Annotated in this window: 18 protein-coding genes; 2 read left to right on the forward strand and 16 right to left on the reverse strand. The window is 69.0% G+C overall.

The window, feature by feature from the left end:
- Positions 1-648: 648 nt before the first annotated feature.
- The 12 genes from WA762_RS30195 to WA762_RS30250 form a co-directional block, all read right to left on the reverse strand.
- A complete protein-coding gene (locus WA762_RS30195) occupies positions 649-1,053 on the reverse strand; it encodes a hypothetical protein (RefSeq protein ID WP_335939903.1) in 405 nt (134 codons plus the stop codon).
- Positions 1,054-1,070: 17 nt separating this feature from the next.
- The gene (locus WA762_RS30200; protein ID WP_335939905.1) at positions 1,071-1,631 is read right to left on the reverse strand and encodes a hypothetical protein; all 561 of its coding nucleotides are present in this window, start codon (positions 1,629-1,631) and stop codon (positions 1,071-1,073) included.
- On the reverse strand, positions 1,628-2,188 hold the full coding sequence (locus WA762_RS30205) for a hypothetical protein (RefSeq protein ID WP_335939907.1): 561 nt from the start codon (positions 2,186-2,188) through the stop codon (positions 1,628-1,630). The genes WA762_RS30200 and WA762_RS30205 overlap by 4 nt, the downstream gene beginning before the upstream one ends.
- A 407-nt stretch (positions 2,189-2,595) precedes the next feature.
- Positions 2,596-3,513, reverse strand: a complete 918-nt coding sequence (locus WA762_RS30210; protein ID WP_335939909.1) for a hypothetical protein — start codon at positions 3,511-3,513, stop codon at positions 2,596-2,598.
- 15 nt (positions 3,514-3,528) lie between these two features.
- Positions 3,529-4,668: an NlpC/P60 family protein gene (locus tag WA762_RS30215; protein ID WP_335939911.1), complete on the reverse strand. Its 1,140-nt coding sequence runs from the start codon at positions 4,666-4,668 to the stop codon at positions 3,529-3,531.
- A gap of 80 nt (positions 4,669-4,748) precedes the next feature.
- Positions 4,749-5,525, reverse strand: coding sequence for a hypothetical protein (locus tag WA762_RS30220; protein ID WP_335939913.1), 777 nt, complete (start codon positions 5,523-5,525; stop codon positions 4,749-4,751).
- 3 nt (positions 5,526-5,528) lie between these two features.
- Positions 5,529-7,583 (reverse strand): hypothetical protein, encoded by a 2,055-nt coding sequence (locus WA762_RS30225; RefSeq protein WP_335939915.1) that lies wholly within the window; start codon positions 7,581-7,583, stop codon positions 5,529-5,531.
- A gap of 2 nt (positions 7,584-7,585) precedes the next feature.
- Positions 7,586-8,212 (reverse strand): hypothetical protein, encoded by a 627-nt coding sequence (locus tag WA762_RS30230; protein WP_335939917.1) that lies wholly within the window; start codon positions 8,210-8,212, stop codon positions 7,586-7,588.
- A complete protein-coding gene (locus WA762_RS30235) occupies positions 8,209-10,767 on the reverse strand; it encodes an ATP-binding protein (protein WP_335939918.1) in 2,559 nt (852 codons plus the stop codon). Before WA762_RS30235 ends, WA762_RS30230 begins: the two co-directional genes overlap by 4 nt.
- Positions 10,764-11,333: a hypothetical protein gene (locus WA762_RS30240; protein ID WP_335939920.1), complete on the reverse strand. Its 570-nt coding sequence runs from the start codon at positions 11,331-11,333 to the stop codon at positions 10,764-10,766. Before WA762_RS30240 ends, WA762_RS30235 begins: the two co-directional genes overlap by 4 nt.
- Positions 11,333-11,593: a hypothetical protein gene (locus WA762_RS30245; protein ID WP_335939922.1), complete on the reverse strand. Its 261-nt coding sequence runs from the start codon at positions 11,591-11,593 to the stop codon at positions 11,333-11,335. Before WA762_RS30245 ends, WA762_RS30240 begins: the two co-directional genes overlap by 1 nt.
- A gap of 87 nt (positions 11,594-11,680) precedes the next feature.
- Entirely contained in the window at positions 11,681-12,799 is a 1,119-nt protein-coding gene (locus tag WA762_RS30250) for a conjugal transfer protein (RefSeq protein ID WP_335939924.1), read from the reverse strand.
- A 225-nt stretch (positions 12,800-13,024) separates the two neighbouring features.
- On the opposite strand from WA762_RS30250, the gene WA762_RS35800 reads away from it, so the two are divergent.
- Positions 13,025-13,453: a helix-turn-helix domain-containing protein gene (locus WA762_RS35800; RefSeq protein ID WP_443080719.1), complete on the forward strand. Its 429-nt coding sequence runs from the start codon at positions 13,025-13,027 to the stop codon at positions 13,451-13,453.
- 29 nt (positions 13,454-13,482) lie between these two features.
- Here the strand turns inward: WA762_RS35800 and WA762_RS30255 are convergent, their stop codons facing one another.
- The 4 genes from WA762_RS30255 to WA762_RS30270 form a co-directional block, all read right to left on the reverse strand.
- Entirely contained in the window at positions 13,483-13,884 is a 402-nt protein-coding gene (locus tag WA762_RS30255; protein ID WP_335939925.1) for a hypothetical protein, read from the reverse strand.
- The gene (locus WA762_RS30260) at positions 13,877-16,165 is read right to left on the reverse strand and encodes a type IV secretory system conjugative DNA transfer family protein (RefSeq protein ID WP_335939926.1); all 2,289 of its coding nucleotides are present in this window, start codon (positions 16,163-16,165) and stop codon (positions 13,877-13,879) included. The genes WA762_RS30255 and WA762_RS30260 overlap by 8 nt, the downstream gene beginning before the upstream one ends.
- A 143-nt stretch (positions 16,166-16,308) precedes the next feature.
- The gene (locus WA762_RS30265) at positions 16,309-16,866 is read right to left on the reverse strand and encodes a flavoprotein (RefSeq protein WP_335939928.1); all 558 of its coding nucleotides are present in this window, start codon (positions 16,864-16,866) and stop codon (positions 16,309-16,311) included.
- Positions 16,863-18,104, reverse strand: coding sequence for a helix-turn-helix domain-containing protein (locus WA762_RS30270; protein ID WP_335939930.1), 1,242 nt, complete (start codon positions 18,102-18,104; stop codon positions 16,863-16,865). Before WA762_RS30270 ends, WA762_RS30265 begins: the two co-directional genes overlap by 4 nt.
- A 76-nt stretch (positions 18,105-18,180) precedes the next feature.
- Here WA762_RS30270 and WA762_RS30275 point away from each other — a divergent pair, with 76 nt between their 5' ends.
- Positions 18,181-18,675, forward strand: a complete 495-nt coding sequence (locus tag WA762_RS30275; protein ID WP_335939932.1) for a hypothetical protein — start codon at positions 18,181-18,183, stop codon at positions 18,673-18,675.
- Positions 18,676-18,756 lie beyond the last annotated feature (81 nt).

Consider the following 18,756-nt stretch of genomic DNA (forward strand, 5'->3'; position numbering starts at 1 on the left):
TCCCCTGACGGCGTTTCACGCCGTCGAGGGCTCCGCTTCGCGGAGCCCGACCGCCGTTTCACGGCGGTTGTGGGGGTTGCTGGGGCCGCTTCGCGGCCTCTGACCTGGTGTTTTGCCGCTTCGCGGCTAGGCTGGCTAGGGGGGTGGGGGTGACCTCGTCGGTTCCGTTTCCCTCGAACTTGGTTTCTATTTCCCTCACCTCCCTTTATTGAATTTCTTTAGGTTCCCCACCATAATGGTTACTGAATTCTTTGTCAAGCTCGGTGGTCGCCTCTTTATCGGGCGCCTTTTTCGAGTAATTCCGAGGCTTTATAAGAATACCTCAGCTCTTGTTTTCCAAACGGCCGAAGGCCGTTTTCCTTTGCCCCGCAGGGGCGGGCCCCGGCGCGAAGCGCCTTAAAGGGGCCCACCGCGATAGCGGCGGCCCGATAGGGCCGGATCTTTTCCGCCCCGTGGCCGAAGGCCACTTAGGGGGGCGGGTTCCTTTCGGGCCCGCGAAGCGGGGCCAGGCCGCCCGTGGCCGAAGGCCACATAAAGGCGGCCCAGCCCGAAGGGCTGTCGATTGGCCGCGCATTTGGGCACAGAAAAAGGGCGGCCAATCCTCGGCCGCCCTTTTTCTGTTGCCTAGTCGTTACCTAGGCCGTTCTGTCAGTCCGTCATGTGGTCGATCCAGTCGGCAGGTTCCATCCCGTCAATGGTCGGCCGGTCCTCGTCCCACTTGAAGTCACCGGGCGAAAGTTCGACCCCTGCGGCCTTGGCCCTTTCGAGAAGGGGCTCGATTTCCTCGGCCCGCTCCTCGTCGAGCTCGGCCTCAAAGTGCATGAGGCCCGCGTCGATGACGAGTTCCGGGGCGCAGCCGTTGAGGCGGGCGAGGTGGAACAGGTCGGCGAGGAGGTCGCCGCCCAATTCCCTGAGTACGTCGCCGTCCACGTCGAGGGTGCCGTCGAGGTAGTTTTGCCTGGTCTCCGATCCGAATGCTTCGAGGGCGGTAACCGCCCAGTGCGCGCGGGTCCTATTAGCCTCGGCGGCGCCGTCCGCGTAAAGGTCCGTCATTTCCTTTTCTCTTCCTTTCACTTGCCGTAGACGGCGATTACGGCGCGGACCTTTTCCGCGTCGAGGCACCCGGGGTGCCGGAACGTCGAGGGCGGGTTTCCGTTGCGCCCGCGCAGGTGGGACCAGTAGCGGGGGCCCTGCCACCCGCAGAGCTGGCACCGGAGGAACCAGGGGTTATCGGCGCCGGGGTATCCGCCGAGAGGAGTCCAGAGGAATTCGGCGAGTCCGTCCATGGCCTTTCGCGCGGCCTCGGTGTTCCGAGGCGTAGCGGGCATCCGGGGGTGCAGGAGAGGAACCGGCCCGACCAATTCGCGGGGTGCGGTCTTCTGGTCCTCCTCGGCGTTCTGCGGGGTGATCTGCCGCAGCTCGTACATGGCGACGAGATAACCGGCGGCGAGTTCCTTCCCGACGCTTCCGGAAGCGACTCGGATCTCTTCGTTCTGTCCGGCCGGGACGGCGTACCAAGCGCCGTGCCACCGGTAAATGCGGCCGATGTGGAGTCCGTTGAATCGGACGGGGTAACGGCATTCCTGGTTCGGGTCGCCGAGTTCGTAGCGACGAGTTTCGTTGTTGGTCACTTGCTCCACCCCCACCACGAACGGACCTCTTCGGCGTCTTCCCCGTAGTTCTCCTCGACCATTTCGATGAAAGAGGCGCCGGGGTTGGTGAGGCTCGTAATTGCGGCGTTCACGACGAGGTTGATCGCGTCCTCTTCGGGCTCGCCGAGGCTGATCGCACCGAGGACCATGTCGGCACCCGCGTTGACGGCGGTCCGAACGCTTTCCTCGGTATATCCGAATTCGGGCCGCTTGATTCCGAGGCGGCGGGCGTCGATGTACGCCGTGAGGGATTCCGTCGCGCTCCTCATTGAGTCGAGGCGGGCGTATTCGGCGTTCGGGCACTCGTCGGCGGTGAGGAACTCCTCGATTGCCTCCATGAGGCAATCGAGGGAGTGGGCGGGGTCGGTGGCCGTGCACAAGGTTCCGTCGGCTGCGACTCCCCAGACCTGCATACCGTCGAGGTCGATATCCCGGCGGTCGAGGAGGTTCTCGCATTCGGGGCACTGGAACAGGCCGTCAGGCCGGATGCAGTAGGCGGAGAGTCCGCCGCACTGCGGGCAGCAAATTGGGTTCACTGAAAGCTCGCCTTTCGCGTAGCACTTCCGGGGCGTGACCCAGGAGGCCGCGCGGCGCGGCGCGTGCTTTTCGGCCCGGTGCGCGCCGAAGGCGCAGGGCCGAAAACGCTTTTGCCGGTGCGCGCCGAAGGCGCAGGCAAAAGGGCGGTCCCGCGAAGCGGGACCGAATCGCCGGTGAACGCGCCGAAGGCGCCCGGCGATTCGCCCGCAGGGCGGTGCGCGGCGTGCCGTGTGGCACCCTGGGCCACGCCCCGGAAAGAGGGCCCGTCAGGGCCTTTTGAGGCCCTTCGCTGCGCCCTGCCGCGCCTTGCTGCGCCCCCCTGCTGCGCCCCGGCCCAGTACGCGCGAGACCCCCCTCCCCGTGTGTCGGGAGGGGGGTCTCGCGCGTACGCGGTGGCGGTGCTCTGTTACGCCGCTGCGCCCCGTTCGAGGAGCTGGATCACGGCTTGTGCCCGGCGCTTGTTCGTGGGGGTGTCCCCCAGGAGGACGAGCACCGGCTCGGCCGTCTCGCGGGCGTACTCGGGATCTTCCACGGCAAGCCGAATCCATGCCGCGTGCGCGTTGCTGATCACGCGCTGTGTCTCGTCCTCGGGGGCCCCCGCTTCCCGGCGGCGCTGCGCCGTCTGGACGAGGAGCTCCATCGTCTCGGCCCAGTCTTCTGACTCCTCGACCCGGCGCACGGTGAACGCCGCTCGGACGGTCAGCACGTTGACGGTGGGAGGTGCGAGGGGGCCGAAGGTGTCCGCGAGCACGGTTTCGAGCTGGGCCGCGGCGACGATGGCCTCGACGAGCCGTCCGGCCCGTTCGTGGGCGACGAGCTCGGCCCAGGCCGATGCGTACTGCGGCGGGAGGGGGGCGCCCCACTCGGGCGGTCCGGAGGGGCCGGCACCCTGGGCGGGCTGCTGTGCGGCGCGGGCCTGTGTGCCGGACGTTGCCCACTGCGGGGCCTCCTCCGGGGGGATCGTCACGGTGTACTCGTCCGCGGCCGGGGCGGGGGCGGGGCGCGGCGCCGGGGAGACCTGGGCGGGGACGGGGGCGGGTGCCGGCGGTTCCGGGTGCGGGCGGTCGAGCGTCATCACGTCGCCGTTGACGTCCACGATCAGGGGCCAGGCCGCCCCGTCGGCCTCCTTGGCGAGCACGCGGACGGGGCGGCCGTGAAAGGCCGCCTTGATCCGGACCTCGGCGAGGGCGCGGACGCGGGCGGTGTTGGGGTCGAGGCCCGGCTCCGTGACTTCTTCGCCGTTGACCGCGGCAACGCCGGTCGAGCTGACGGTGATTGTGTAGATCGGAGTTGCGGGAATCTGGTCAGGGTCGGTAATGGTCATTGGTCTTTCTCCGATCTATCCACCCTTGGGGAAATACGGTGGTGCCCAACCGACGTACGTAGAACCCCACTTGCTTTCAATGTCGGTGGCCGGGACTACGTCAATGTACCCCGGACGCTTGATATCGTTACTGGCAATTTTTCCGTCCCCGAGATACACAGCAACGTGACCCGCTCGACCCTTGGTCTTCCAATACATGAGGGCGCCAGGGGGAGGACTCCTATCTCCGGCGTGCTGCATGTTGGCCGGCATCTCGTAGTAGTGATCGATTGCGTAGTTCGTCCCGGAGAAGCTCCAGCCGTACGTTCTGGCGGTGAACGCGAGGCACGCGCGCCACCAGTCCTTCCCGCCGGTCTTCGCCTCGTTCCTGGCCCATGCGATGGCGTCCTCGGTGCTGCGAGGGTTCTTCACCTTCGCGGGCCACGGCGCATCGCCGTCGTGGAAGGCCGCACCGGGCTTGCCGGGGCGGTCGCTCGGCTTCTCGGGGTAGCACTCGCTGTCGGGGTCGTCGTCCCCGCTCGGGGTGGCGGCGTCCGTGGCCGTGTCGGTGCCGGCGCCCTGGTCCTGGTCGGCGTTGCCGCCCTTGCCGGTGCGGTCGAGGTCGATCCCCGCGTCTTTGGCGATCTTCCGGGCGGCGTCCTCCTGGCCGTCGTACAGCTCGGGGTGGGCGGACGCCTGCACCTTCTGTGCGGCCTGCCCGAGGCCCATCGTCTCCCACCCCTTTATGTCGGTCAGGCCGTGGATGCCTGCGGTGGTGTCGCGGGAGGCGCCGAAGAAGAACATCCCGGCGCTGTACGTGGGTTGCATGATCTGCGTCTTCGTGCCCCAGCCCTGCGACGGGCGCTGTTGGAAGAGGCCGATCGAGTCGAGGTCGCCGTGATCGAGGTTGAGGAGGGTCGACTCCTGTAGGGCGGTCATCAAGCCGATGAGCGTCGCGCGTCCGGACAGGCCGCCGTCCTCGGCGACCTTGTCAATGATCTTGGCGTTCTTGATCTGGTTCTTCCGGAGGGAACTGTCCGGCTTCTGGGCGCTGTTGTCGCCGTCGCCGTAGTCGACCGCGGGCGTTCCGCGTTCGCCGCAGGAGTCTGCGTACGCCTTCCCGCCGATGCCGGCGCCGAAGATGCCGACAACGAACAGGAAGATCACGAACACCACGGACGCTATGGCGGTGGCCTTGATCTTGAGCCCGGTCCCTGCGAAACGACCCAGGGTCCGGGCTGCGTCGCGTGCGTCCACTACAGCCCCAGGATTCGGGAGACGCGCCACCCGTTGCCGTCACCGTTGGTCAACTCGACTTGCAGGACGGTGGTTTGGCTGTAGTTCTCGTATCCCTCGACGTCCACCTTGGCCGTGGTCTTCCGCCACACCCTGATAGGCGTGTCCACGGGCAGATCGTTGCCGGCCGCCTCGACCTTGACCGTGCGCACGGTGGCGACTCCACCCCGGCTGACGAGGTCAGCCCATGCCTTGTCGGTGTGCGCGGCGAGGTTCTCGACGAGGGCGGGCGTCATGTACGGCTCGGCCCGGAGGACGCTCGCCGTGTGCTCGCCGTCCTTGGGCGGGTTGCGGGTGAGGTAGATCCGGACGGCCTCCTCGGCGACGTTGTCCGGCTTGCTCAAGTCGACGACTGCCGAGGAGCTCGGCGACGCCGAGGGGCCGCTCGGCGTCGCGGCGGGCCCCTCCCCCGCGGTGCCGGGGGCGGGGCTCGCGGTGGCCGTGACGTCGCCGCCCTTCTTGTGGTCCCCGCCGAGGATGCTCGGCCACAGGAAGCGGGCCCCCAGGCCGAGGCCCAGGATCACCAACACGACGATCAGGGCCCCGGCCGGGCGGATCGGGTCGCGGCGACGTTCCTCTCGTACCCATTCCTTGGTGTGCCGGCGGACGTCCTCGCGGTGCTCGCGCTTGGCCTCGCGGCGTGCCCGGCGGCCCTTGGTCTTCCTGACCTCCTCCGGGTACGGGTACGAGGAAAGGATCTCCCGCCACTCCTCCGGGCTCGGTTCGTTCTTCGACATGACTTACCCCCCGTTGTTCCTGCCGTTGTTCCTGGGCGCCGGGAGCTCCGGGCGACGTGCCGGCGCGGCGGCGCGGGGCGGCGGCTGCGTCCTGGTGGTCCGCGGCGGCGGACCGTTGGGAGTGCTGCGGATGACCGTCGCCCGAATGATCTTGGGATCGCCTGCCCGTGCAGGCGGCGGGGCCTGCCGGAAGGCGTAGTTCGGCGCCCCGCCGGACTCTGGGCGCATGACCGGTGTCGGCCCCGAACCGACGGCCGGACGGGTGGCTCCCGTCCCTGTCCCGGTCGCGCTGCCCTCCCTGCTTCCGGGGAGGGCAGCGCGCGGCCTCGACGGCTGCGGGGGCAGGGTGGCGCGGGCCTTCCCGGTGACGTCGGACCGCTCACGGTCGAGCGTGATCACCGGACCCCCGGAGCGCCCGCCGGCCGCAGCACTGCCGGGCGGAAGCGCGGGGCCTGCCCCGGCACCGGCAGGAGCCGGGAGCGGACGCGGCGGCGGCGCGGGCGGCCGGTGGCGGGGTACGCGGGTAAGGATGACTCCGCTGTCGTCAGCCGCGCCGCCTCCGCCGCCGGGGAGCTGCGGCAGGTTGCCGCCGCCCCCTCCTCCGCCGCCGCCCCCTCCTCCGCCGCGGCGACGGCGGCGGCCGGGGAGCGTGCGCACGGGCTGGTGGTTGAAGTCGCCGCCTCGACGTCGGCCTCCGCCGCCGCCGCCCCGGTTCATGAGCTTGGCGAGGGCGAGACCGCCGAGCATCCCGGACGTGGTTCCCCGGACGCCGAAGATCTGGGCGACGACGGCCCGGAAATTCATCCCGACAATGGCGGCGGCGATGCTCAGGCCGCTGGTCGGGAGCCACCCGTACTCGCCGAACATCTGTGTCGTGGCGGCCTGCAAGCTGAGGACGGCGCCGAGGACCATCGTTGCGATGAGGCTTTCGAGTGTTCGCGCGAGGAGCTGATCGAACCAGGCGAGCCCCCACTCGCGGGGGCGGCCCGGGATGACCCAGAGGCACGCGAAGATCACGCCCGTGAGTAGGAGCATGAGGGCGCCGAGGAGGCTCGCCAATGAGGTAAAGGCAAGCATCAGGATTAGGGCCGCGAACAAGATGACCGAGACCAGGGCGGGAAGCGTGACCATGATTCGCCCGACAGGGCTGTGCCCCTGACGCCATGTCACGGAATCCCCGCCGACCGCCTCGTCAGTGACGTTGTCCTGCAACCACTCTTTGCGCTTGTCCTTGCTGGTCCCCTGGTCCAGCAACTCTTTCCCGTACTTCTCGCAGACCTCGAATGATCCGAATTCGGCGACGCACCACGGCGTGGCAACATATGCGCGCCACACGGCATCGGACGATTTCCGGAGAGCATCGTCCCGGCCGTTTCCGCTGAACTTGGGCTTATGGTCGAGCTTGAACGGGAAGTCACCCGACCCGTCGCCGAGTCCCTGCGACGTCGCGTTCATCGTGATACTCGACCCGACCTGACGGGCGCTGTCGATGCCACCGACCCAGGTCTGAGGGCTGGTCAGGAGCGAGATCGTGACCACGCCGGAGATCATCACCCAGGCGATTTGCGACAGACCCCCGCCCCCGCCGCCCTTCTTGTGCTGAACGAATGCCACCAGGCCGCCGACCGCGAGTGCGCTCGGGAAGAGGGTCGTGGTAAGGCCCTTGGCGGCCCCGCCGATGCTCTTGGTGATGGCGTTCTCAAGTTCCGGGATCGAAACGAGCTGGAAAATCCATTCCACGATCACGGTGCACGCCGTACCGAGTACGGCAATGAGACCCATGCAGATGTCCGCGATAGCCTCGGCCATGGGGTCGAGGATGTCCCACTTACCGAAATCGGAATCGAGCTGCCACAGAGACGGGTTCCTGTACGTCTCGTAGAGGGTTCCCTCTCCCTTGGGAACCTTCGAGTCGGGCGACGGCATAAGGTCGCCGATTCCCATTGGGTCGATATCCTGCGCGTGCGCCTGTCCGGCGAACACCATCAACGTGGTGAACGCAAAAAGGAGCGGAATCAACAGAGTCCGCAGCCGCGGAAAGTTGTAGTAGACGAGCACTATTACCCCCGTGTCAGGGCGTTGCGGACCGGCGAACCGTTCCCGAGGTCGCCCTCTTGTACGTCCTCGCGCTGGTCGACGACCCAGGCCCCGCCCTGCTGGACCAGGCGCAGCGCGCGCCGCTTGGTGATGGCGTCCTTGCCGGGCCACTGCACGGTGTAGGTGACCAGTACGCCGAACCCGGCGGGGTGGCTGTCGGCCGCCGATACCTCGATGACGTCCGAGGTCGTGACGGGGCCGGTGTCGGCCCGATCCGGCCCGGTCGGCGTGCGGGACGCGACGGGATCGGGCGTCGAGCCGTCGGCGTACTTCGGCGGGGAGAACGACGGCGAGGGGCTCGACTCGGACGGGTCGGGCGTCGGGGTGTCCACGGTGTGCCGGTCGACGCACGCCTCGACCGTGCCGTCACGCAGCCGGGACGAGCTGAGGCCGCAAGCGGTGCGCCAGTCAAGGCGGTTGGTGGCCTCCTGGTAGCGCTTGGCCACCTTGAGGAGCGCATCGTCCTGGGGGGCCTTCTGCCCGCCGGCACTGGGGTTGCCGTCCTTGGTCCCGCCGTCGCCGTCCGATGAGCATCCGGCCAGAGCGAGGATGCCGGCGGCCAGTACGGCGGCCGTCGTCTTGCGCGTCATGCGTCCACCTTTTCCATGCTCACGGGGGTGTCGGTGTCGGGCTCCTCGGCGGCCTTGGGGGAGGTGTCCAGGAGCTTGAGGAGTTCGTCGCTCGGTACGTCCCACTGGACTGTGGCGCAGGCAAAACGGCGGTCCCTGATGACGCAATGGCCGTGCCGGATATCGCCGTTGGGCAGGAGGCCGACAGACTGGATCAGGGCCCGACTGTGCGCGTCCTTGGGCAGGCCGAGGAGCTCGGCCAGGGCGTCCTGTTGCTCCTTGGTCGTCAACTGGAAACCGGCCACCATCGTGAGCTGTTCGAGGACGCCGACCATCGACACGAGCGACTCGGGGTCCTGCGTGTCCAGGAGGAGCGACGTCGCCAGGGCTCGGCCCACTCGGGCGATGTACTGGAGGAAGCTCGACCCCTCCCGCGTGGCGGTGAGGACGTGGACCTCCGGGACGGCCACGACTTTTCGCAGGCCGCGCAGGTCGCGGCGGCCTGCGGTCGTGACACCGAAGGCAAGCATGGAGTGCATGAGGGCGACGGAGAGCCGTTTCATGGGCGTCCAGTCGCGGCGGGCCTCGTCGGGTAGCGGCAGGGACAGGCCCGGCATCTGCACGACGAAGATCCCCGGCTCGGGGTTGATGGGCGAACCGGCGCCGGTCGGGCGGCCCATGAACGGGGCGCCCAAGGCGTTCTGCGAGAGCTCGAACAGGGCCTCGCCCGTCTTGCGGCCGAGCTCGTCGTCCATGTTCCGGAGGTGCTCGATCACCTTCCATGTGGCGGGCTGCCCGGCGGCGATCACCTCGTTCACGGCGCGGGTGATCGGGGTCTCGGCCCCGGCCTCGCGCAGCCACTCGGGGATGGCGATGGAGAGCTGCGCCGGCACTTCGCCGCGGGCGACGTCGACCCCCTCGGACGCCAGGAGTGCGAACAGGTCGACCGCCCCCGCGAACTTGGGGCCGGTTTCGATCAGGTGGGCATTCAGGCCGTACCGGCGGGCCGCGGTGACGAGGCCGCCAAGGTCCCCCTTGAAGTCCAACGCCAGGGCGTATGAGCCGCGGAACCCGGCGTCGAGGAGGCTCAACATCATGCCGGTGGTCTTGCCTCGCCCGGACCTTCCGACGAACGCGGACGTCGTCGCGTCTCCCCGGTCGCTGCCCGCGGTCACGTCGTTGCGGAAGACGCCGGGCGTCGAGCCGGTGAGGTACCCGACGATGGGGCCCGTGTCGTCGCCCACCTTGGCGCCGCCCCACCACCAGGAGCCCGACAGGGCGGTGACCTCACGGACGTGCCCGAGGTCCGGGACGCGCAGTTGGTCGCCCGGCTGCATTTCGAGCCAGAGCTCGCGCTGTTCCTCCTCGCCGACGTTGACCTCGATCCCGAACCCGCCGTAGTGCGTGATCACGGCATCGACGCGGGACCGCAGATCTTCGAGGGACACCTCGCTCGTCACGATCAGCCGCGGGTGATCCTCGACGAGGGTCACGTCCTCACGCCGCATGTCGCGGGTGAGCTCGGCCATCACGTCCTCGGTCTCCTCGATGTCCCGGCCGGGGTCCTCGGCCGACGCCTTCGAGGCGCTGCGGCGCTGTTCCTTGGCGAGGCGACGGGCCTCGTCCACCTTCTTGAGGGCCTCCCGCTTCGGCATCACGCGGAACCGGACGGACGCCTCGGGGCTGACGGGCTGGATGAGCTCGGCCGGGTCGAGGTCCGCGTCGAGTTCGGCCTCGTCGACTTCCGGCACGTAGTTGATCTCGGAGAGGACGCGCAGCCACTCGCCGTTTCCGGGGCTTTCCATCTGCTCGGGGAAGCCCGACATCGTGAGCACCGACACCCAGGCCGACACGTCGCCGCGGGCGTCGACTACGCGCAGGTGGTCGGGGTGGGGCAGGATGCGGCCTCGGGTCAGGGCGGCGAGCTTGGCGCCCCCGATGACGCCGGCACGCGGCGCGGGGATCGGCGTTCCGCGGTGCTGCTCGCGACTGATCATCCATGCGAGCATCTCGACGGATGCAGGCTGCGCCTTCCACGGGGAGGACTCCAGCCGTCGGCCGAGGCGGCGCATCTGCGCATCGAGGCGGGCGAGTTCACGGGCGCGGACGGTCGAGGAGTTGAGGCCGAGGCCGCCCTCGACGCCGCGGCGGCCGAGCTTCTGCGTCTGCCCGGCGCGCTCGGTGAGGCGCACGCCGAGGAGGAGGTGACGCGACGGGAGGGCGATCTGGTCGAGGCGGCCGATGCGGATCTGTGCCCACTCCTGCCAGTTCCCGGCGGTGAACATCTGGGCGGCCTCGGCGGCGTAGTCCTCGGCGTGCAGGGGGGACCACAGCACCCGCAGGTGGCAGTCATGCCCGGCGAGGGTGCGCGTGAGGGCACTGTTCGCGGCGTCGAGTTCGCCGTCGCGGGCCACCTCTGACATGAGGTCGGTGTTCGAGGAGTCGAGGACGTACCACGCCTCGGTGTGGCTGTCGGTGATGACGAGGCCGTCGGACAGGGCGACGTACTGCGGCGGCAGCGCCGAGCGGTCGCCGCCCACCCCGAGGAACGTCCCGACCTTCTGTAGAACCTTCATGATGCGTTCCCCCTGTGCTGCTGCATTGCCTTGCGGCCGTACGCCCTACCGACGGCATCGGGGCCGTACAGGCGGGGGCGGGCGGCGAGTCGGATCGGGGCGCCGGCACCGGGCGGGGCGGACTCCTCGGCGCCGAGCCACCGCTCGACGAGGGGTCCGAGCGGCGACTCGGCGAGGGTCTCGGCCTTGCCGGACCAGCGGGCGCGGCGGCTGATCCACTCGCTTCGGTTGGCCGCGCGGCGTCCGGCGCTGATGATCGGCCGGTGCCCGAGGACGAGGTATCGGACCCCGATCGACCATCGGGTGATGTTCCATCGGCGCTCGACTATCCGTGACCGCTGCGTGCCGTAGACGGCGGTGATCAGCGGGGGCAGGAAGTAGAGCGTAAACGTGATCTTGGACGGGAGGCCGAGGAAGAGGAGGAGAGTCCCGGTCCACAGCGCGTAGAGCGTGAGGCCCAGGACGAGGGCGCGGCGGGGCGCCCCCTCCCCCAAGTCGAGCCCGAGGAGCTCGTGTTGCTTGGTCTCAAGATCGAAATGCCGGGTGTACGTGTGCCCCACGCGCATCAGGCGGACCCCGAAACCTTGTCCCACACGCCGGTGAGGAGGGTCTTCACGGAGTCGGGGGCCCAGATGATGGCGCCGACGAAGACGGCCGCGACGGCGAGGGTGACCATCTCCCCCCACTCCTTCTTCAGGAAGTGCCCGAGGGCCCTGATCGCAAGGAAGGCGGCGAAGAGGTTCCCCACCACGATCAGAATCCACGCTTTGAGGTCCGCCCCGGTCGTGAGGGCGGCGAGGCTGACGAGGTGGTGCGTAGGTTCCACGGGTTCCCCCTTGTACGTGAATGGGCAGGCTAGTCAGGCTCTATGACAGATGCTCATGATTTATGAGCTGGGGACATACAGGGGGGGTCAGGCGGACCCGCCGAGGACGTCGTCGACCTGCCACCGCTGGGCGTCGGCCGTCGACACGCGCGTGATGGTCACGCGGTAGACCTGCTCGACCGTGGCCTCGCCGATGGTCCAGGAGACAACGGCGGTTCCGGTGCGGTCGTCGCCGCTTCCGGCGTCGGCGGTCCAGGAGACGAGCCCCTTGTACGCGACCCCTTCCGGAAGCGCCGGCACGCTCGCGCCGGGTGCGGTGACGGCGTCGATGTCCCCGGCTGCGTAGGCCGTGAAGAACTTGCCGATGGTGCCCTCGGTCTGCGCGCTCAGGTCGGCGTCGGACTGGGCCGTTGGCAGGTTCGGCGCTTTGGGGCCGCGCTCGGGGATGCCGACGAGGCCGGGGCGCCCGGTGACGACGACACGTCCGGCGGTCTCGACGACGGGCACGTCAAGGCCGACCCAGCGGGCCGGTTCCTCGGCCGGGGTCGGCTCCTTCTTCTTGTCCTTGGCGGGCTCGGTGTTCTTCACGGTGCGGACCAGGACGTCAACCCGTACGCGCGCTTGGTGGGCCGTGGTGGTGGTCACGGCTCCGGGCTGGACGGCAAGCACGTCTTGCCGACCGTGTCCGTCCCATCCCATCGTGGCGTCGGTGTCGGCGGGCAGGACAGACGCGAGGAGCTGCTCGCGCTCCTCGGCCTTGCCCTCGTCCCATCCGAGGTAGGCGCGGGCGAACCTGGCGGCGACGGCCTGCGCCGCCTCGTTCGGGTAGGTGGCCTCGGCCTTGGTGGTGGGCACCTTGGGCGCCGGCGCCTTCGGTGGGATGAACCAGGCCCTCACTCCCGTGACGGCGGCGAGGATGAGCACGAACCAGACCAGGCCGCGGCCGAAGCGGCGCGCGAACACGGCTCCCGACCGCTCGTCCTGGGGGGTCCACGGTGCGGCTCCCGAGGCGGCGGTCGGCGCCGTGGCCCGCTTGCCGTTCCGGGCGTTGCTTGCGGCGGTCTGCTGCCGCAGCTCGGCGCCCGCGGACTCCCAGGGATTCACCGGCCGGGGCGCCGCCTCGGCCTGTTCGGGAACCCCGGTCGACGGTTGGCCGGTTGCATCCTTGCCGGTTGGCTCCGGCAGGCCCATGACCTTCCGAGCCATGGTTCCAAGCGACACCACTCCCCGTAACCTCCCCCGTCACTCGGCCCACTTGGGCACTCGTGGGCACATGATGATCGACCATATGCCGCCCTCGATCACAGCGTCAAAGAAGTTGGTAACCGTCTGCGACAGGTGTGGCCGGGCTGTGACATGGCGTCGGCTGTGGTGATCACGGGCGGCTAGAGTGCCGCCCCACACGGCTAAACGAGACGGGGGGCAGGACGGGTGCGCATACGCCGTGACCTACTGCGGAAACTGCGTAAAGAGCGCGGGATGACGCAATGTCAATTGGCTGACGCTTTGGGGTGTTCGAGGGCGGCCGTATCAACTTGGGAAACGACCGGTCGACTCCCCCGCCCTAAGCGTCTGCAACTCCTCGCAGATTTCTTCGACATTCCAGTTTGCGAGTTGATAGAGGATGGCGAATCGCTTTCGCTCGTCTCACTTCGTCTCGCCGCGGGCCTATTGGCTAAAGATGTTGCCCGCGCGCTCAGGGTCACAAAGTCGACGTACTGTCATGTCGAGCGCGGCCGACAGAAAGTTCCCACCCGCTGGTTTCCGATTCTTTCCAGAACCCTCGGAGTCCCCGCCGACCTATTCAAATCCTTACATCAGAAATCTTCGTCCCCAAAAAGCGGCGGGGGCGTCGAGTGAGATACTCGACGCCCCCGCCGTTTCGGCATCTAGACCTTTCCCGGAGTCTCGTAATAGCTCCTCCATTCTTCTGCGCAGCGCCGTTGGATGGCGTCGATAGAACTCCCGGAACCCGCGTAGAGAATCACGCCGACCGGATCGGGTTCCTCGCGCATGGAAACCGTACGCAATAGGTTCACCACGTGTTTTGAAACGTCAGTGATGAGGTTGTTTGCACGTGAATTTTCGACGGGCGGGATAGGCCAACGCATGTGCCATCCGGCGCCGACCAGAACCGGGGCGACGTCGGCGTATTCGTCGGCCGCGTATGCACGGATGCGCCCGTACACGAGATCGACAGACAGGAAGGCCGCTTTCCCTTTCTTGAGATCCTTTCCCCCTTCGATGAGATACTCTCGCGCGATCTCGCTCAATCCGACCGGATCAGGCACTCGGGGCCTCCTCGGCTTCCTTCTCTTCTTCGGAACTCTTTCGCGGCGGCGGCGCGGTGTTGTTCTTCTCCTGCCATGCCTGCCATTCCGCAAGCCATGTCTTGAGCTCCTCCTCGCTGTAAAACGAGGTCTGCCCGTCCGTGATGCCTTCCGGGGCCTTGATTCCGCGCTTTTCGCCGCGCTTGAAATACGTGCGGATGGTCCCCGGCTTGTGAGGGATGATCCCGCGCTCAAACGCTTGGGCGAGGCTGTACGTCTCGACGACGGCCTCGGCCTGGTCCTCGGTCTCGGCCGGGACGAGTGCGGCGCCGGCACCTGTCGTGCCCCCTGTCGCACCCCCTGTCGTGAGGGGTGTTGTCATCGCCTGTGAGCTGGGCGGACCCCCCGTGATCCCCCTCGCGGCCGTGGCCCCGACAGGGGGCAGTGCGGCGGGTCCGTACTTGCCGCCGGGGAGGAACGCGGCCGTCGCCGCGGTCTGGTTCACCTCGTCGAGGACGTCGGGGGTGATCCACGGAGCCATTCCGCCGGCATCGAACCAGGCCGGGGCCTGGGGGCAGTACGCGAGGTATTGCCCGACTTCCGGGGTGATGTAGCTCGGCTGGATTTCCCGGACGTACAGGTGATCGGCGTCGGGGTCCTTCCGTTGGTCGGAGTAGGCGCCGCGCCCCTTGATATCGGAGTCGTACCCGATAACGGGCGTGCTCTGCCCGAATGCGACGCCCCACGAAACGCGGTCCTGCTGACCGACGGCAATCTTTGTGCCGATCTGCGCGCGCTCCATGGTGCCGCCGAAAAAGGCATTGGCGAACTGCTGCGTACCGACGACGACGCGGTGATTCGACGAGCGCCCTTGAAGGAGGATGATCGAAAGCCAGTCGAGGAAGGGAGGCGTTCCCTTTCCCTTGAGACCGTAGCGCCACCACGTATATGCGAGCTTGATCAACGTTGGTAGCTCGTCGACAACGAGTGTGCGGGGTACGAGCTGGGAGCGAAGCGCAGGATCGGCGCCCTTCTGCATTGCCGCTTCGGCCGCCATCATCGACGTGAGGAATTCCGCGAATGCCGCGATGCATTCCCTGACGGTCTTGTGCACGCGGACGCCTGAGAATCCTTCCGCTTCGACGAGGCTGTTCCTCTTGGTGTCGAGAATGTCGATCAGTTCGCCATTCATGCGCCCGTGCACGACGGGGATGTAAAGAACGGTGGATTTACCCGAACCGGTGGCACCTGCCACACCCCAATGCGGCGTTGCCGACTGCGTTTGAATGATGACGTCGGCGATTGCGTCCCGCTCGATTGCGAGACCGACGAACACACGCCGCGGGTCTCCCGTGGGCTTCCACGGGACGTATTCCGGGAGTACGGGTTTCGCCGCAGGCTTCGGCGCGGGCGTCCACTGGACGTAATGCTCCTTGCCGGTGCGCTCCCATTGGGGAACCCATTCCCCGGGAACTCGCTCGTCGATGATGCGCTCGATTGCCCCGACGGCCTCGGGGCCACCGATCCAGCTCGACGGAATGCGCAGCACGATTCGAGCGCCGTCCGCGCGGACGTTGTCCGGGACGGAGAGCCAGCGCGAGCGCGGTTCCGTGTCCTCCATTCGGAGGAGTTGCCGGACCGCCACCCAGACGCCGGGACCGTAGATTTGCCCGTCTGTCCACGCGGGGCGGATGCGCCACCATCCCAGTCCGGCCGGGCTGGTGAGGGCTGCGACAAAGGCGGCCAACGCGATTGCGTAAAGGGCGAGTTCGGTCTCGGCGGGGAATCTCCACCATCCCCAGGCGAGGGGGATCGGGGCGAGGCGCACCGCCGCGCGGGCGGCGTACGGCCACCGGGACCATGCGCGCAGGACGCGCCAGATTCCGGCCAGACTGCCGCCGAGGAGGCGCACCGGGGCGGTGGCCGCGCGGGCGACTCGGCGGGCCTTGGACGGCTTGTCGAACGAGACGGCGGCCGGTGTGCCGGTGTGCGCGCCGAGTTGCTCGACCGGGGTCTCGGTGGCCTTGTCGTCGGGCAGGGGTGCGCCCGCCTTCCACCACGTCGACTCGCTGCGGGCCTCGCCGTTGAGTTCGCGGCCGGTGAGGTACCGGCCGATGCCGGCGGCGGCGTTGCCGAAGAACTGTTCAACGCTCCTGTTGAACTTCTCGCGGTCCGCCGGGGTGCCCTGGTTGGCGAGCACCGCAACGACGATCAGCGCGGCGAGCAGGCCGCCCCCGCCGAGGCCGAGCGCGCCGCCGGGTAGTCCGTCGACGAGGTCCCTCGGGTTCGGTAGGGCTTCCACGTCTCCCCCTTTCTGTCCGCACGCCCGGCGGGGCGTGCCCTGTGATCCTCGCGCACGGCGCGGCCGGGGCGCCGTGGGGTTTCACCGGGCACAACGCGCGCCCGACCCCTGGGGAGCCGGGCGCGCGGGGAAAGGTGGGTTCGTCAGGACGCGGGCAGGGCGTCGAGGGCGAGCTCCCACGGGTAGGCGTGCACGTCGCCGTGGCGCGGCTTGTGCGGGACGAACCCGGGGGCGTCGCCGTCGCCCAGGAGGAGCGTCACCCCGGCGTTGCGGAGTACGGCGACGCTGTGAGCGGCGGCCGGGTGGCGGCCCTGGGCGTCGTTCCAGTGAGGCAGGGCGACGATGGGCAGGCCGAGGCCGATCCCTTCCGTGATCAGGCCGAGGGCGAGCGTGTCGGAGATCCCGGCGGCCCACTTGTTCAGGGTGTTACTCGTCAGAGGGGCGACGAGGAGGGCGTCCGGGTCGGGGAAGGCGTCGGCCTGTGAGGGGAGCTTGTACTCGTGCCGGACCGTTCGGCCGGTGAGCTCGCGCAGCTCGTCGAGGTTGCCCTCGGGGTCCTCGGTGGCCCAGCGGTAGGCGCTGGGGGTGAGGACGAGGCAGACGTCCCACCCGCGGGCCTGGGCGGCGCGGATGGGGATGGTGAGGTGCCGGGCGGGCGGCGCAGCACATGAGATCAGGTACAGGGTGCGAGGTTGTGTCACCCGGGCAGTCCACAGCGTGCGGCGAGCGCCTGCAAGCGGCCTTCTGCGCTCCCGACCCCCAGGAGGCGCAAGTCCTCGACGAGTTGGCGGGTGCGCGGCCGGCACCGGACCTCTTCCTCGGCTTCCCGCTCGGCGTCGAGGAGGGTCTCGACGGCCTTAGTGCGCTGCCCGGCCTGCGTGAGTCCGCGGGCCAGATCAGTGAGGAGGTGGGCGCGGCGCTCCTTGGGCAGGGCCTCGCGGGCGGGGTTCGGGATGTCCGCGGCGACGGCGACGGCGTCCGCCCCCTGGGAGAGCTGGACGTGAGCGGCCACCCGGTACAGCCGTGCGTTCGTCGGCCCGAACGCGGTCCACACGGCGTTTCCGTCGGCGCCGAGCTCCTCGGCGTGCTTGTCGGCCTGGTCGAGGAAGCCTGACACGTTGCGTGCCGCCGCGGCGGCGTCGTCGTCGTCCGAGGCGCCGATGACGGCGGCGGCCATGGACGCCTTGAGGTAGAGCATCCCGAGGACGGACAGGCCGTCGGCGCCTCGGCGACGAAGGAGCGGTTCGAGGCGGGCGGCGGCGGCGAGCGCGAACGTGACGGCGGCCTGCGCCTGCCCCTGGGCCGTCATGGCGTCCGAGAGGTGCCGGGCGGCCGAGGCCATGATGACCGGGTCCTCGGACCGTTCGGCCGCGGCCACCGCGCGGTGGCCGCTGATGAGGGCGAGGTCGTGGTCCCCGTACTTGATGCCGGCGGCCTCGGTGAGTTCGAGGGTGAGGGAGAGCAGCCGGAAGGCGCCGAGGCGGACGTCGCCCTCGTGTCGGGCCGCCGCCCGGTTCGTGTCGACGAGGAGTTCGGGGACCAGGCGGCCGAGGCTGGCAAAGTGGCCGGACTGGAAGGCGGCGCGGGCGTGGACGAGGCGGCCGTGAAGCACGGCGAGCGGGAGCGGCTCGGCCGGGTCGTCGTCGGCGGTCCCGGTCAGCACGTCGTGCCGCTGTAGCGTGGCCCGGATGTCGTCGAGCTCGACGCCGTCAATGCACTGCCGGCGCGGGCCGTCGGTGAGGAGGACGTCCAAGGTGACGCCCAGGACGGCGGCGGCGCGTTCGAGGATGGAGATGCGGGGGTCAGTCTGTCGCTTGCCGCCTTCGAGGTCCTGCACCCATCGGCGGGACTGGCCCATCAGGGCGCCGAAGTCGGTTTGCGTGATCCGGCGGCGTTCTCGCCAGTAGGCGACGCGGCGGCCGATTCCCTGTGTCTCCATGGCACTTCTCCGGGCCGGGAACGATGCACGCACCGTGCGTGCCTACCTTCCGTTGTACGCCCCTTACGGTGCGGATATGGCCACTACCGAGAACATCCCCCGCAGGTGGGCCGAGTACCTCAACCCTGACGACTCGACCCTCGACCGGCTGCGCTGCGCCGACCGCGCCGCGACGTCGCTCGTCCCCGTCGGCACGGCGTGGGACACCGTCGGCGATCGGTGGGAGGCCCTCGCCATCGCGTCCCTTGAACGCGGCCTCGCCGCCCTCGACGTGCTCGGCCTCCCCCTCGATGGCGGATACCCGGTGATCGCCGACCACGCGCGGAGCGAGCTCATCGTCCTGGTCCCCGCAGGGACCGCGGACCGCGTGGCCGGCGGCGGCCCGCAAGCCGTCCGGGCGCTCACGCCCGGAACGTGGCTCGTCGCCCCGCACGGCCCGACGGGCGCGTACGTGGCTGCGTGGCTGAGTCGGCCAACTCACGGCAGCGCGCGGTACGTTGACCCTGTCCGACTGTGCGAGGCCGTCCTCGCCGCCGAGACGCTGCGCGGGGAGTGCACCCGCGCCCATTGACCCCGTGTGCGGCTCCTCCCCCCGTGGGAGCTGCGCACGGCCCACCGCAGGACCCCGGAGCCTCCGCGCCTTGGCTCCGGG

It is taken from the genome of Streptomyces tyrfis, from assembly GCF_037034285.1.
In the GTDB taxonomy this organism is placed as follows: domain Bacteria; phylum Actinomycetota; class Actinomycetes; order Streptomycetales; family Streptomycetaceae; genus Streptomyces.